Origin of the sequence: Umezawaea beigongshangensis (assembly GCF_016464305.1) — a bacterium.
Lineage (GTDB): Bacteria > Actinomycetota > Actinomycetes > Mycobacteriales > Pseudonocardiaceae > Umezawaea_A > Umezawaea_A beigongshangensis.
The window spans coordinates 13989-28020 of the sequence record NZ_JAEIOJ010000024.1; the positions used below are offsets into that span (position 1 = coordinate 13989).

Here is a 14032-nt window from a genome sequence, read left to right on the forward strand (position 1 = left end):
GTCGGCCCGGTGCAGGAGGAGCGTGGAAGCCGGTGGAGGACCGAGGAGCGGGACCGGGTCTGCTCGGCCGGGACGAGGAGTTGCGGGCCCTGAGCCGTCTGGTGACGGAGGCGCGCGCGGGCCGGGGTGGCGCGCTCGTGGTGACCGGCGAGGCGGGCACGGGAACGACGACGCTGCTGGAGCACGCGTTGCCACCTCTGGAGGGCGTCCGCCTGTTGAGGGTGCCCGGCGCTCCCGCTGAGCGGGGAGCCTGCCGTTCGCCGCGCTGCACCGGCTGTGCGCGCCGCTGCGCGCGGAGGTGGACCGGTTGCCCGAGCCGCTGCGCTCGGCGCTGAGGACCGTGCTGACCTGCCGGAACGCGGAGGTCGCCGTGGACGAGCAGCGGATCGGCGTGGCACTGGTGCAGCTGCTGGCGCACGCCGCGGGCCGCACGCCGCTGGTGTGCGCGGCCGACGGCTGGCGCTGGTGGGACGCGCCGTCACGGCGCGCGCTGGCCTTCGCCGCGCGCCGGGCCGGCGATCTGCGCTGCGCGGTGGTGATCGCCGTGCGCGACGTCCGCGCGCACTTGGAACTGGGTGCTCTGCCGTGCCTGCGGCTGGCCGCACTCGGTGAGCGGGACGCCGCGGCCCTGCTGGAGGCGCGGTGGCGCGGCCCGCTGGACCCCCTGGTGCGCGACCGGGTGGTGGCCGAGGCCCGCGGCAACCCGCGCGCCCTGGTGACGCTGCCGCGGGCCGCCACGGCGACGGTGCTGGCCGGTGGGTGGGGCGCGGTGCAGGGCGTGCGGGTGGACGCGCAGGCCGTGTGCTCCTGGCAGCGCCGCACCGCGGCGCTGCCGCGGACCGCCAGGGCGTTCCTGCTGGTCGCCGCGACCGACCCGACCGGGGACCCGGCCCTGCTGTGGACGGCCACGACGGGCCGCGGCGCCGAGGCCGCCGCGGCGGCCGGGGTGGTGGAGATGGGCGCACGGGTGTGTTTCCCGCACCCGCTCGACCGCTGCGCGCTGTACCGCTCCGCGACGCCCGCCGCCAGGCGGGCAGCGCACCGGGCGCTGGCCGGAGCCGCCGGTGCGAGCGACGCCGCGCGGCGCGCGTGGCACCGGGGGAGTGCGGCCGTGACACCGGAGGAGGAGGTGGCCGCCGACCTGCTGTCGGCAGCCGACGCGGTGCGGGACCGCGGTGGCGCGGTGGCGCGGGCGGCGTTCCTGGAGCGCGCTGTGCACCTCACCCCCGACCGGACGGCGCGGTCGGCCCGTGCCGTGCAGGCCGCGGTGGCGCACTGCGACGCGGGTTCGTTCGACGCCGCCGCGGCCCTGCTGGGCACGGTCGGCCCGGTGGGCGGGAAGCACTGGGAGGAGGTGCGCGAGCGCACGATCCGCGCCCGGTCGGCGACCGACCGGCTGTCCGGCCTGACCAGGCGGGAGCGCGACGTCGTCGCGCTCGTCGCCGCGGGGGCGACGAGCCGGGAGGTCGGTGAACGGCTGGTGCTGAGCACGCGCACGGTGGACGCCCACCTGCGCAGCGTCTTCCGCAAGCTGGGCATCGGATCGCGCCGCCACCTGCGCGACCTGCTGCCCTGACCCGGCACCCCGGAGCGCCGACGGACCACTCGGCGCTCCGGGGAGGGTCGGCGGGGTCCGTCAGTCCTTCGCCTGGCCGAGCAGTTGGAACTCCCACGCCAGTGCCGCGCCGAAGGCGCCCCCGTGGGTCGTCATGATCTCCGCGACCCCCGGCACGGTGGCCTCTCGCGCCCAGTCGCGCTGCCACTCGCCGACGACCACGCCCGCGGTCAGCGGCACCACGCCCGCCTGCACCATGCGCTGCACGCCGCGCTCGTGCGCCTCGGCGCTCGTGCCACCGGAGGCGTCGGTGACGGCGAAGACCCGGTAGCCGTCGGCGAGGGCGTGGATCGCGGGGAACGCCACGCAGATCTCGGTCCACAGGCCCGCCAGGACCAGGTTGCGGCGCCCGGTGGCGGCGACCGCGTCCACCACCCGCCGGTCCTCCCAGGTGTTGATGGTCGTGCGGTTGATCGGCGCCTGGTCGGGGAAGACGTCCTGGATCTGCTGGAGAATGCGCCCGCCGCGCTCCTCGACCACGGTGGTCAGGATCGTCGGCACGCCGAACAGCTTCGCCGCCTTGGACAGCAGCGTGACGTTGTTGATCACCGTGGCGGGGTCGGGGTGGGTGAGCCCGGCGAACTGCGCCCCCTGGTGGTCGATGAGCACCAGCACCGAGTTCTCCGGCGTGATGAGGGCGTCGAGCCCGGTGAAGCGGTCGTCGGCGAGGGCCATGGTTCCTCCTGGTCGGTGATCGTTCTCGCGGCCATGCTTCCGCCGTTCGCGTGCCGCCACATCGGTAGGAACTGCCTAACCGCGACGTGACGCGCACCACCGACGACGACACGACCTTGTTGACACATCAACAACATTGTCACTATTTTGTTGATACATCAGCAACGTGTGCGCGAGCGGTCCGGGACACCGGTGCCCGCCACCGCGAGAAGCACCCGCTCACCCGAGGAGACGACGATGAAGGCACTGGTCGCCCGCACGTACGGACCGCTGGAGCAGCTGGAGATCACCGACCTCCCGCAGCCGGTGCCCGGTCCGGGGCAACTGCTGGTCCGCGTGCAGGCCGCGGCGGTGAACCCCGTCGACGTCAAGCTGATCACCGGCGCCGTGAAGGACTTCCTGCCCGTTCCGCACCCGTTCGTGCCCGGTGTGGACCTCAGCGGTGTGGTCGAGGCCGTCGGCGGAGACGTCGAGCGCTTCGCGCCGGGTGACGCGGTGATCGCGTGGAACGGCGTGCCGTCTGGAGCCTTCGCCGAGTACGCGCTCGTGCGCGCCGACGACTCCGCAGCCGTGCGGCCAGCGGGTCTGGACGCGCACCGCGGCGCCGCCCTGCCCACGGGCGCGCTGACCGCGGCGGCACTGCTGGACGAGGCGAAGCCGAGGACCGGCTCGACGATCCTGATCGTGGGCGCGACCGGCGGCATCGGCGGTTTCGCCGTGCAGCTCGCCGAGCGCGCCGGCGCCGTGGTGCTCGCCACCGGCCACGGGGACGATCGGGAGCGGCTCGCACGGCTGGGCGCCGACGACGTGGTCGATCACCGCGCCGAGGACGTCACCCGCTGGGTGCACGACCGGTTCCCCGAGGGCGTCGACGCGGTGATCGACCTGGTGGCGGCCGGTCCCGACCTGGCTTCCTCCGCCGCCGCGGTCAGGCCGGGAGGCGTGCTGATCTCCCCGCTGGGCGGCCCACCCGCGTTCGACCGGGACGTCACCGCCTCCTACACGGGCACCACCACGCCCCCCGGTCGCCTCGCCGCACTGGCCGCCCTGGCCGACGAGGGCGCGCTGCGAATCGAGATCGCCGCGGAGTACCCGTTCACCGAGGCCCGGCAGGCACTGCTGGACTTCACCCGCCTGCACGTCCGCGGCAAGTTCGTCATCACCTCCTGACCGCTCAGCAGGACCAGAGACCTGCCCGTCGGCCAGACGGGTCCCGCACGAGAGGTCAACTCGTGGCGGCGTCGCGCTCGTCCTGCCGGACGGTCAGCGTGCCGAGCAGGACCAGTGCCTCGGCCGAGCGGGAACGCGCATCGGCCGGGTGCGCGACCAGTCGCTGGCCCGGCGCCCGCACGACGGTGAAGACCTCGGTGCTCAGGCGCAGCTCGCCGACGTCCGGGTGGACGAAGTGGCTGCCGTAGGTGATCACGCCGCGGGGCTCGGGCTGAGCCCACGACCGGCGGAACTCCGGGCTGCCTATCGACAGTTCGCCGATCAGCTGTCGCAGTGCGCGCTCGTCGGCGGGGCGGCCGATCGCCCGGCGCAGGTCCTGGACGGCGGCGCGGGCCGTGCTGGTCCGGTCGCGGAAGAACTCACGTCCAGCGGGATCGAGGAAGATCATGCGAAGGAGGTTGTCGCCGTGGGCGAAGTGGCCGTGCAGTGCGGTGGCGAGGGCGTTGCGCGCCAGGACGTCGTTCGACCGGCCGAGGACGTAGGCCGGTGCCGCGGTCCAGTCGTGGAGCAGGCTCAGGACGTGCGGGGCGACGTGTTCCCCGTGGTGGCGCGGGCGCCGGGCGGTGGTGGAGCTGGCCAGCCGGTGCAGCTCCGTCGCATCGTCGTGGTCCAGGCGCAGCGCCCTGGCCAGGCTCTCGATCGTCTGGCCGGTGGGACGCTGGTGTCCCTGTTCCAGCCGGGCGTAGTACCCCGTGCTCACACCGGCCAGGTGGGCCACCTCGTCGCGGCGCAGTCCGGGCACCCGGCGGCGCCCCCGCGCGTTCAGCCCCACCTGGTCGGGCCGCACGAGGGCACGGCGCGTGCGCAGGAACTGGCCCAGCGCCGTGTTCGGCTCACCGTCCATGCGGCCGAGGGTAGGAGACGAGCGGCCTCGCAGCCCGGGTGCGTCACACCCAGCCTGAGCGTGGTTGACGGGCGGCGGTGCCGTGAGTTGAGATCGTCGGTGACGAGATCTCTTCGGACGTCGCGAGAGGTCACGACTGGACGTGGGAGGGACGGGATGGTCGCCCGCACAGCAGCTGATCGCGAGGGCCGCGGCACGACGGGTCGTCGGTGGGTCGCATGAGCGGCACGCCTCTGGGTGACTTCCTGCGTGCCCGGCGGGAGGCGCTCAAGCCGCAGGACGTCGGGCTGCCCGAGCACGGCCGCCGCAGGGTCAAGGGGCTGCGTCGCGAGGAGGTCGCGATGCTGGCCGGGGTGAGCAGCGACTACTACGTGCGCCTGGAGCAGGGCCGCGAGTCCAGCCCCTCGGCGCAGGTCGTCGACGCGGTGGCGCGGGCGCTGCGGCTCGACGTGGCGGCCACCGAGCACCTGTGGCTGCTGGTCCGGCCCGCGGAGGCTGGCGTGTGGCAGCACACGCAGAGCCGCGCGGTCCACGCGCAGCTGCGGCAGCTGATGGACGGCTGGACCACCTCGCCCGCCTTCGTGCTCGGCCCCGCGCTGGACCTCCTGGCCTGCAACGCGATGGCCCGGGCGTTGCACGAGGGTTTCGCCCGAGCGGACAACCTGGCCCGCATGGTGTTCCTGGACCCGGCCGGACGCGAGTTCTACCAGGAGTGGGAGCGGGCTGCCCACTCCTGCGTGGCCGAGATCCGCGCCGCCTACGGGCACGACCCGCACAGCACCCGCATCGCCGAGGTCGTGGCGGAGCTGTCCGCGGCCAGTCCTGAGTTCGTCGAGCTGTGGGCCCGCCACGACGTGAAGCCCAAGACGCAGGAGAGCAAGCACCTGCGCCACCCGCACGTGGGCGACCTGCACATCCTGTTCTCCGCGTTCGGCGTCAACGGCGCACCGCACCAGCAACTGGTCGTCTACCAGGCGGAGCCCGCATCCCCCACCGCCGAGGCGTTCGAGCGGCTGCGCGCCCGCGCCGACGACGTGCTCGCCTCCCACGCGATCTAGGCGTTCCAGAAGCCCGTGTCCGGCGCTGGAGCGCCGGACACGGGCCCGTCCCGCCGGCAACCGCGCCGATCACGACTGGACCAGGCTCCCGAAACGCCTCCCGGGCACGTCTCGGCGCGTTTCCCCGGGTGCCTCCTTCCCAGGAAACTCGCGACCTTCTCCCGGCTCTCCCCCCTCGGCAAGCTCGAACTCGTCAGCGGCGAGGAGCACTCGCCACGGGGACAGTCGGAAGGAACGAGATCGTCATGGCCACCTGGTTCATCACCGGAGCATCCCGAGGCCTCGGGGCGGAGATCGCCCGTGCCGCTCTGCGCGGCGGGGACGACGTCGTCGTCGCGGTGCGCAACCCGCAGCGCGTGCCGGACGACCTGGCCTCGGCACCCAACGCACTGGTCGTGGAGCTGGACGTCACCGACGCCGCCGCCGTTCCCGGCGCGGTGCGGGCCGCCACCGACCGCTTCGGCGGGATCGACGTGCTGGTCAACAACGCGGGCCGGGGTCTGCTCGGCGCGCTGGAGGAGATCAGCGACGCCGAACTGCGGTCCCTGTTCGACCTGAACGTCTTCGGCCTGGTCACGATGACCCGCGCGGTGCTGCCCGTCATGCGCCGCCAGGGCTCGGGCAAGCTCGTCCACATCGGATCGCGCTCGGGCTTCGAGGGCGAACCCGGCGTCAGCGCCTACTGCGCGTCGAAGTTCGCGGTGGCCGGGATCAGCGAGGCGCTGTCGGTGGAGCTGGCGCCCTTCGGCATCCAGTCCATGGTGGTGGAGCCGGGCGTGCTGCGCACCGACTTCCTGGACACCAGCTCCCTGTCGCTGCCCGCCCGGCGCATCGCCGACTACGACGGCACGCCCGCGCACGTGACCCTCGACTGGGTCGGCACGGCCAACCACACCCAGCTCGGCGACCCGGTCAAGAGCGCCACCCTCGTCCACGAGGTCACCAGCGGCGACGTCCTGCCCACCCACCTGTACCTGGGCCCGGACACCCTGCAGCGGTTGCAGGTCAAGCTCGCGCAGATCGAGCAGGACCTGGCCCCGTGGCGGGAGAGGTCCGCCGCCACCGCCCACGACGACGTCACGGTCTGACAGTCCCACCACCACGGCCTCGTGGCGCGATCCGCGCCCGGCCGATCCCGCGCACACGTTCACCCCGAACAGGAGAACCACCATGTCCACCCTGCTCACCCGCACCCCGCTGGCCGGTCGCGTGGCCGTCGTCTCCGGCGCCTCCAGCGGCATCGGCGCCGCCACCGCCACGCGTCTGGCCGAACTCGGCGCGACGGTCGCCGTGCTGGCCCGCCGCAAGGACAAGCTCGACGCCCTGGCCGCCACCATCACCGACGACGGCGGCACCGCGATCGCCGTTCCGGTCGACGTCACCGACCGGGACGCCGTGCACGCCGCCGCCCGGCGGATCGCCGACGAACTGGGCACCGCCGACCTCGTCGTCAACAACGCCGGCGTGCAGCTCGTCTCCTCCATCACCGACCTGCGCCAGGACGACTGGCAGCGCCAGATCGACCTCAACATCACCGGGGTCATGAACGTCATCGGCGCCTTCCTGCCGCACCTGACCGCGGCGGCCGAAGCGGGCAAGCCCGCCGACCTCGTCACCACCTCCTCGATCGCGGCCACCCGGATCCTGGAGAAGTTCTCGGTCTACTCCGGCACGAAGGCCTACATCAGCCACCTCACCCGGCTGCTGCGCGTCGAACTGGGCTGCAAGAACGTCCGCGTGGCGACCGTCGAACCCGGCATGGTCGACACGGAACTGCCCGACCACGTCACCGACCCCGACGCCAGCACGCTCATGGCCGACCTCATCGAGCAGATCGACGTGCTCCAGCCCGAGGACGTCGCCGAGACCATCGCGTTCATCGCCGCCGTGCCCCGGCACGTCAACCTCACCGAGATCACGATCCTGCCGACCGCACAAGCGATCTGACCGTGCGCGGAACCGCACGCGTCCGTGGGGCGGGCACCCGGCCCGTTCCACCGGTAGGGCACCCGCACCTCGCAGAAGGGATTCGACCATGACCGCAGCAGACGACGACGGCCACGGCTTCGCCCAGTACCCGCTGGAGAACGTGCACCGGCTGCTGGAGCCCGGCCCCGTCGTCCTGGTGTCCACCTTCGACGGGCAGCGCGCCAACCTGATGACCAACGGCTTCAACATGCCCGTCGCGCACGGCGCGCTCATCGCCCTCGTCCTCGGGCCGTGGGATCACAGCTACGACACCCTGCGCGCCACCGGCGAGTGCGTTGTCGCGATACCGTCCATCGACCTCGCCGCGCGGGTCGTAGACGTCGGCAACACCTCCGGCCGCGAGACCGACAAGTGGCGCAGCTTCGACTTCACCCCGGTTCCCGGCGCCGTGGTCCGAGCACCCCTGGTCCGGGAGTGCTTCGCCAACATCGAGTGCACCGTGGCCGACGACCGGCTCGTGCGCGATCACCACCTGTGGATCCTCGAGGCCGAGCGCGCCTGGTTCGACGCCACGAGGAGAGGAGCGGGCGAGTTCCACCACCGCGGTGACGGCACCTTCTCCGCCAACGCCTCCACCGTGGACCTGCGCGATCGCATGACCAAGTGGCGGCATCTGACCGCTGACTGACACGCGGCGGTTCCTCCGACCGTGCGAGAGCAGCGGTGTCCCCACCCGCTCACCGAGAACCGCAGCGTCGACCGCGCGTCACCGCCTGCAGCCGGCGTTTCGCGGCGATCCGCATTGCCCGGGGCCTGCCTCCAGGGAAACCGGTGCCCCTCTTCTGGCCCGCTCGCCACGGACGACCTCGAACTCGCCCACGACCACTAGCCGCACGAACCACACCCGAAGGGAAAGAAACCGTCATGACCACCTGGTTCATCACCGGATGCTCCACCGGATTCGGTCGCCACATCGCCGAGCACCTGTTCGACACCGGGCACCGGGTCGTCGCGACCGCGCGCGACACCACCAGGATCGCCGACCTCGCCTCACGGGGGAAGGTCCTGCCGCTCGAACTGGACGTGACCGACCCCGCGCAGGTGCGCGCCGCCGTGGCCAGGGCGGAAGAGGAGTTCGGCGGCATCGACGTCCTGGTCAACAACGCCGGTTCCGGCTACTTCGCCGCGGTGGAGGAGAGCGAGCCCGACGCGGTGCGCCGGATGTTCGACGTCAACTTCTTCGCCGCCACCGACGTCATCACCGCGGTGCTGCCGGGAATGCGCCGCCGACGCTCCGGCGTGGTGGTGAACCTGACCTCGATCGGCGGCCTGGAGGGCTTCGAGGGCGTCGGCCACTACTGCGCGTCGAAGTTCGCCCTGGAGGGACTGAGCGAAGCACTGCGCAAGGAGGTCGCACCCCTGGGCATCGGGGTGATGACCGTGGAGCCCAGCGCGTTCCGCACCGAGTGGGCGGGTTCCGCCGCAGAGCCCGCCGGGGTCATCGACGACTACGCCCCGACCGCCGGAGCCGCCCGGCAGGCCTACCGCGGCTCGGTCGGCAAACAGGCCGGTGACCCGGCGCTGGCCGCGCGAGCACTGGTGCGCGCGGTCGAGTCGCCGACGCCGCCGCAGCGGCTGCTGCTGGGCAACGAGGCCTACGACACCGCCCTGGCCAAGCTCGACCGGATGCGCGCGGAGTTCACCGCGCAGGAGAGCACCGCGCGCGGCGTCGACGCCCCGGCGTAACCCGTGTTCTCGTTCCACACCTACGACGACAGAAGGAGCACGACCACGACCACGACCACGAACGGACGATTCGACGGGCAGGTGGTGATCGTCACCGGTGGTGGTTCGGGCATCGGGGCCGCCACCGCGGCCCGCTTCGCCGCTGAGGGAGCATCGGTGGTGATCTCCGGGCGGCACCGGGAGCGGCTGGAGAAGGTGGCCGGGCGGTTGTCGGCCGATCGGGTGCTGGTGCACGTGGCCGACGTGTCCCGGCGCGAGGACTGCGAAGCGCTCGTGACCGCGGCCGTGCGTCGGTTCGGGCGGCTGGACACCCTGGTCAACGCCGCGGGCATGAACCTGGTCGGCAGTGTGCCACAGACCTCGGAGGAGGACTGGCGGGCCTGCTTCGGCGCGGACGTGGACAGCGTGTTCTTCACGACCCGCGCCGCCCTGCCGCACCTGGCCGAGACGAAGGGCTCGATCGTCAACGTCGGATCGGTGTCCTCGTTGGGAGGCGGCTGGTCGCACGCGGCCTACAACGCCGCCAAGGCCGCGGTGGCCAACCTGACCCGGTCGGTGGCCTGCGACGCCGGACGCGACGGGGTCCGCGCCAACGTGGTGTGCCCCGGTCTCACCGTGACCGACATGGTGGAGGAGATCATGGCCGACGACGCCCTCCTCGACCGCGCCTGGGACCGCATCCCGCTGCGCCGGGCCGGACGGCCGGAGGAGGTGGCCTCCGCCATTGCGTTCCTGGCCAGCGACGAGGCCGCCCGGATCACCGGTGTCGCGCTTCCGGTCGACGGCGGGCAGACCTGCACCGACGGCGGCCCCGAATGGGGTGAGTGAGCGGAGCGGACGACCTGGACCGGCTTGTCGCGTCCAACCTCCGCAGCAGCAGGACCAGAGCCGGACGTCCCCTGATGCTGCACCGACTGCAACCGCAGCGGGAGATCGTTCCTCCGCTGAGCACCTCGCGCCGGGCAGGAAGTGCTCGCATCGGCTCGTGCGCCGGGACCGCGGTGCACGAGCCGATGCAGGGAGGGTCGGTACGTCGACCAGGACGCCGCGCACGACGTTGCTGGTGCGGCTGGGTACCGACCGCGAAGTCGGCCGTGTCGTCCGGTGCTGGCTGCCGAGGTGCTCGGGCCGGGGCGGGGTCAGGTGTGGAGTTGACGTTCCAGAGCGAGCGCGATGGCGGTGGCGCCCACGGCCGCCCCGACTCGCCGGCCTGTCGGCGGCGCGATTGTCACCGGCGGGGCGGCGCCGTCTTCAGGATCGACTGCACCGGAAACTCGATCTACGACTCCTGGCCGGCCAAGATGTGGAGAATGACATCGTTGCTGCGGTGGTCGTGGCGCGACAGAATCAGCCGCAGCAGGCTTGTCGTGCTCATCTTGCCCCTTTCTCTCTGGTGTCGTCGTACTTCTTCCATTGGCCTGGCAAAGAAGGTGCGCTGACAGCTGCTGCGCTCTCCGTCCTCCTGATCGCGGGGGATCACCTGTTCTGGAAGGTCGACATGCGCAAGGCGAAGGAGTAGAAGCAGGGAAATGGCGCCGAGCTCTGACCACGCGGCGGATGCGGGCGTTGACGCTCTCGACATCCGGCAGCGAGGTGGAGTGCGAGGACGGCTCGGGTCAGGGTGGTGGAGCAGCGGAGTCTGCGTAGCAGCCGCCAGACCTTGAGGATCGAGACCGCCCGTTCGCCGGGGGCGTGGATGCGGGCTTGGGAGCGGTTGATCGCCTGCTGGCCGGGCGAGAGGTTGTGCCACTTGCCGCGGTGGGGCACGCGGATGGGGCCGCCCGCTCCTCGGTAGGCCTTGTCGGCCCAGCACGGGATGTCGGCTTCGGTGAGGGCGTCGAGGATGCAGTGGGTGCGGGCCGTGGTCAGGTCGTGGGCTGAACCGGGCGGTGCGGGCGAGGTCCACTGCAGTCGCCCGGTGGGGTCGGCCAGGAGGTGGACGTTCATGCGGTGGCGTTTGTGTTTCCCGGAGTGGTACGGGCGGTCGGCGGCGATGCGGTCGATCCGGAGCAGGATGCCGTGGAGGATGACGTAGGCCCTGCGGCTGGCGACTTTCACGGCTTCGGTCAGGTCCGGGGCCAGGTCGGCCAGGAGTTGGACGGCCTCGCGAGTAGCTGTTTTCGAGCTGTTGGTGTTGGGGGAGTCGGAGGCTGGTGATGCGGATCATGGATCAGCGGACCACGGCCTCGTGGTGGTGGCGGAGTCGTTCGTAGTCGCGGACGCAGCAGCGGTGTCCGGTGCGGTGTCACGCGTCCGGCGCAACAGGCTGCGCGCGGTGACCCGGTCCTGCGTCGAGGCCGGAGTCACCAGCACAGCCACCAGCAGGCCCGCCGTGTCCACTACGACGTGCCGCTTGCGGCCGGCGACCTTCTTCCCGCCGTCCCAGGCCCGCGTGGCCCGACACACGCCCTGCGCGGCGCGCACCGACTGCGAGGCCACGACCGCCGACACGCCGCCACCCGCTCCCCAGCAAGGCGGACGCGCTCGCGCAACGCGTCGAGCACCCGCTGCGACGCCCCGGCCTTCTCCCGGGCAGCGAAACACTTGTCGACTGTCTGCTGCGGCGGGAAGTCCGCCGACAGGGCCCGCCACTCGATGCCGTTGCCCACCAAGGAGAAGATCGCGTCCACGATCACCCGACGACAGTGCTTCTTCCACCGCCCACCCCGACACGGGCTGGTGGGAGGAGGACAGGCGGCAGCAGGAGGCATCCGCGGTGGACCCGCCCGCGGACATCGGGCACGACAACAACGGAACTCCTGGCAGGCGGCACTTCGACAACCTCCGATCTACCAGGAGTTCCTTGCATCCGCACCAAAGCCCCTCCACCAGCCCAAGCTCGGAAACGGGCACTCAGTGAGGTTGTCCCCTTGGACCGGACGCCCTGATCCCAGACAGCGGTCTGGGGAAGGATGCTCCCGTGTCAGGTAAGTCGAAGTACCCCGAGCGGTTCCGCAGGGACGCTGTCGCGTTGGCCCGTTCGTCGGACCGGCCGTTGCGGCAGGTCGCCCGTGAGCTGGGGGTCAACCACGAGACGCTGCGCAACTGGGTCCGCACCGCCGAACAGGCCCAGGCCGGACCGGTCGACGCGGCGGTGGACCAAGCGGAGCTGCGAGCCGTCGACCGGCACGGGCCGGGTCGGTGAGTGCGGACCGGGCGCGGTAGGACAGGATGTCCAGTGTGAGCAGGGAGTTGCGGAAGCCGAAAGGTGGTGGCCGGGCGTCGCAGGAGTTCGGCATCGTCGTGCGCTTCGCTGACGGCTCGTGCTCGTACTACTACCTCGACGACCGGTGTCGCGACAGCCGCGGCAAGCCGGTCGAGCAGTGGGGGCGGGCGTCGCAGGCGGCTCGTTTCCCCTCGGAGGCCGACGCCCGCCGGGTTGCTTCGGGTATGCAGACCAACTCGGCCGCGAAGGCGTATCACGTGGTGCCTCTGCCTGGTCAGCGGCGCAAGCCCGGCACACCTGCTCCGCGTCCACATTCCTGGGGTTCGCAGCGCTCGGGGTAGGTGCGTTACCAGCGGTTGCGCAGCGGCGCCGTGCTCGAGCACGGCAGCGGTCCCGACCGGGTGTGGGTACTGCTCGACGTGGGTGGCGGTATCACCGCCGGGCTGCCCCGGCTGTCCGGCCGTGCGGGTGCGGCCGGGGATGGGATCACCTTGCTGCGCCCTGCTGCCGGGCGAGATCCGCGCGGTCGAGCCCATCTGGGCACGACGCGCGGGTGTGCCTGCCCATCAGCGGGCACCGCTGTTCGTCACGACCCGGCTGATGCGCAGCGCACCGTCGTCGAGCGCAGCCGCGGCGGGTGTCGCGTGATGGTCGATCTGGCCGCTACGACAGATGACCTCATCGGCGTTCTCCGGGGGCCTGGGCTGGTCTTGTCCGGTTGTGTGGTTCCCGCGTGGCTGGGGAGGGAGGACGGTGGCGGATGGCTGGTCGGCCGGTGTTGCGGCACGACTCGCGGGGGCGGCCGGTGCGCTCGCTGGGCCTGGCCCCGACCAGGTGTGAACGCGGCAGGCGGTGATGCTGAGCAGGCGAGACCGCTGGTGGCTGGCAGGTGATCGGAGCACCCGGCTTGTGAGGTGGCGATCAGGAGGTGGTTGGCGAGGTTCGTCGCGCTGCGCCGATTGTGCTGAAGCCGGGTGGGTGCCCGTCACGGGGTGGCTGGTTGTGGTGTCCAGCCCTGGGTGCTGAAGGGGGTGCTGGTGCGGTGGGCGTGGATGCCGGCGGCGGGGTAGTCGATGAGTTGTGCGGGCAGGGCGTCGAGGGCGTACGAGCGTACGGCGGAGCACTTGTCGGGTTCGCGGTTGCGGGGTTCGCCGTTCCAGCGTCGTGTGGTGAAGAACAGTCCGAGGCGGGGTTCGGGGCCGGAGCCGTTGACGTGCAGGGTGTGCACGAGGCGCAGGTCAGCGGGGTCGATCTGGACGCCGACTTCTTCTTCGGCTTCGCGGACGGCGGCGTGCAGGGCTGATTCGCCTGCGTCGAGTTTGCCGGAGGGCAGGTGCCAGAGGCCGTCGAAGTCGGGGTTGGTGTCGCGGCGGCGGGTGAGCAGGACGTGGCCGTCGCGCAGGAGCAGCACGTGTACGTCGATCAGGTGACGGTCGGCCATCGGTCCTCGTGAGCGGGCGTGCGGTGGTGGACCGGCGCAGCCTACGGGGCGCCCGAGCTGCCCCGGCCGGTGCCCGCCAGCTGCGTGATCCGGTCGGCGATCAGGGCGCTGACCTGCGGTGCTGTTGTGCCGGTCGCGTCGGTGGTGAGCAGCGGCCAGCCTCGTTCGGTGAGGCGGCGGGCGGTGTCGAGGTACAACTCGGCCTCGGTGCGGCTGGTGGTGATGCCCGCTGCGAAGCGGGTTTTCCTGGTGAGGGCCTGGTGTTCGGGCAGGATGGGCTGGTGAGCGGTCGTGGGAGTGGTGGTGACCGGTTTCGGGATCCGTTGGT

General features: G+C 72.1%; 16 protein-coding genes and 2 pseudogenes. 11 read left to right on the forward strand and 7 right to left on the reverse strand.

Features of this window, described 5'->3' with window-relative positions; genetic code table 11:
* Nucleotides 1-32 precede the first annotated feature (32 nt).
* Complete coding sequence (locus tag IMZ35_RS29685) at nucleotides 33-335, forward strand: AAA family ATPase (protein WP_199444535.1); 303 nt, start codon at nucleotides 33-35, stop codon at nucleotides 333-335.
* Nucleotides 308-1576 carry a helix-turn-helix domain-containing protein gene (locus tag IMZ35_RS31220; RefSeq protein WP_229373640.1) on the forward strand — a complete coding sequence of 423 codons (1269 nt, stop codon included), beginning with the start codon at nucleotides 308-310 and terminating at the stop codon, nucleotides 1574-1576. Before IMZ35_RS29685 ends, IMZ35_RS31220 begins: the two co-directional genes overlap by 28 nt.
* A 60-nt stretch (nucleotides 1577-1636) precedes the next feature.
* Here the strand turns inward: IMZ35_RS31220 and IMZ35_RS29695 are convergent, their stop codons facing one another.
* Entirely contained in the window at nucleotides 1637-2290 is a 654-nt protein-coding gene (locus IMZ35_RS29695; protein WP_199444536.1) for a hydrolase, read from the reverse strand.
* 237 nt (nucleotides 2291-2527) lie between these two features.
* Between IMZ35_RS29695 and IMZ35_RS29700 the strand changes: the two genes are divergently transcribed.
* On the forward strand, nucleotides 2528-3460 hold the full coding sequence (locus IMZ35_RS29700) for an NADP-dependent oxidoreductase (RefSeq protein ID WP_199444537.1): 933 nt from the start codon (nucleotides 2528-2530) through the stop codon (nucleotides 3458-3460).
* A gap of 55 nt (nucleotides 3461-3515) precedes the next feature.
* Here IMZ35_RS29700 and IMZ35_RS29705 read toward each other — a convergent pair whose 3' ends face one another.
* Nucleotides 3516-4364: a helix-turn-helix domain-containing protein gene (locus IMZ35_RS29705; protein ID WP_199444538.1), complete on the reverse strand. Its 849-nt coding sequence runs from the start codon at nucleotides 4362-4364 to the stop codon at nucleotides 3516-3518.
* A 218-nt stretch (nucleotides 4365-4582) separates the two neighbouring features.
* Between IMZ35_RS29705 and IMZ35_RS29710 the strand changes: the two genes are divergently transcribed.
* The 6 genes from IMZ35_RS29710 to budC all read left to right on the forward strand — a co-directional run bounded on the left by IMZ35_RS29710 (nucleotide 4583) and on the right by budC (nucleotide 9925).
* Entirely contained in the window at nucleotides 4583-5422 is an 840-nt protein-coding gene (locus tag IMZ35_RS29710) for a helix-turn-helix transcriptional regulator (RefSeq protein WP_199444539.1), read from the forward strand.
* Between the two features lie 245 nt (nucleotides 5423-5667).
* Nucleotides 5668-6510 carry an SDR family NAD(P)-dependent oxidoreductase gene (locus IMZ35_RS29715; protein ID WP_199444540.1) on the forward strand — a complete coding sequence of 281 codons (843 nt, stop codon included), beginning with the start codon at nucleotides 5668-5670 and terminating at the stop codon, nucleotides 6508-6510.
* Nucleotides 6511-6592: 82 nt separating this feature from the next.
* On the forward strand, nucleotides 6593-7369 hold the full coding sequence (locus tag IMZ35_RS29720) for an SDR family oxidoreductase (protein ID WP_199444541.1): 777 nt from the start codon (nucleotides 6593-6595) through the stop codon (nucleotides 7367-7369).
* 88 nt (nucleotides 7370-7457) lie between these two features.
* Nucleotides 7458-8039, forward strand: a complete 582-nt coding sequence (locus tag IMZ35_RS29725; RefSeq protein WP_199444542.1) for a flavin reductase family protein — start codon at nucleotides 7458-7460, stop codon at nucleotides 8037-8039.
* A 236-nt stretch (nucleotides 8040-8275) separates the two neighbouring features.
* A complete protein-coding gene (locus IMZ35_RS29730; RefSeq protein ID WP_199444543.1) occupies nucleotides 8276-9097 on the forward strand; it encodes an oxidoreductase in 822 nt (273 codons plus the stop codon).
* Between the two features lie 3 nt (nucleotides 9098-9100).
* Complete coding sequence (budC, locus tag IMZ35_RS29735) at nucleotides 9101-9925, forward strand: meso-2,3-butanediol dehydrogenase (protein WP_199444544.1); 825 nt, start codon at nucleotides 9101-9103, stop codon at nucleotides 9923-9925.
* 756 nt (nucleotides 9926-10681) lie between these two features.
* Here the strand turns inward: budC and IMZ35_RS29740 are convergent.
* The 3 genes and pseudogenes from IMZ35_RS29740 to IMZ35_RS32195 form a co-directional block, all read right to left on the reverse strand.
* Nucleotides 10682-11203 (reverse strand): annotated as a pseudogene (locus IMZ35_RS29740) (transposase family protein); the annotation flags it as partial.
* 57 nt (nucleotides 11204-11260) lie between these two features.
* Nucleotides 11261-11548, reverse strand: a complete 288-nt coding sequence (locus tag IMZ35_RS32035) for a transposase (protein WP_307869026.1) — start codon at nucleotides 11546-11548, stop codon at nucleotides 11261-11263.
* Complete coding sequence (locus IMZ35_RS32195; protein ID WP_199444546.1) at nucleotides 11437-11808, reverse strand: transposase; 372 nt, start codon at nucleotides 11806-11808, stop codon at nucleotides 11437-11439. The genes IMZ35_RS32035 and IMZ35_RS32195 overlap by 112 nt, the downstream gene beginning before the upstream one ends.
* 209 nt (nucleotides 11809-12017) lie before the next feature.
* Between IMZ35_RS32195 and IMZ35_RS29755 the strand changes: the two genes are divergently transcribed.
* Both IMZ35_RS29755 and IMZ35_RS29760 read left to right on the forward strand, forming a co-directional pair.
* The gene (locus tag IMZ35_RS29755; protein WP_199444547.1) at nucleotides 12018-12242 is read left to right on the forward strand and encodes a transposase; all 225 of its coding nucleotides are present in this window, start codon (nucleotides 12018-12020) and stop codon (nucleotides 12240-12242) included.
* A 35-nt stretch (nucleotides 12243-12277) separates the two neighbouring features.
* Entirely contained in the window at nucleotides 12278-12604 is a 327-nt protein-coding gene (locus IMZ35_RS29760) for a hypothetical protein (RefSeq protein WP_199444548.1), read from the forward strand.
* A 644-nt stretch (nucleotides 12605-13248) separates the two neighbouring features.
* On the opposite strand, the gene IMZ35_RS29765 is transcribed toward IMZ35_RS29760, so the two are convergent.
* Both IMZ35_RS29765 and IMZ35_RS29770 read right to left on the reverse strand, forming a co-directional pair.
* Nucleotides 13249-13704 carry an NUDIX hydrolase gene (locus IMZ35_RS29765; protein ID WP_199444549.1) on the reverse strand — a complete coding sequence of 152 codons (456 nt, stop codon included), beginning with the start codon at nucleotides 13702-13704 and terminating at the stop codon, nucleotides 13249-13251.
* A gap of 41 nt (nucleotides 13705-13745) precedes the next feature.
* Nucleotides 13746-14032, reverse strand: a pseudogene (locus tag IMZ35_RS29770) (hypothetical protein); the annotation flags it as partial.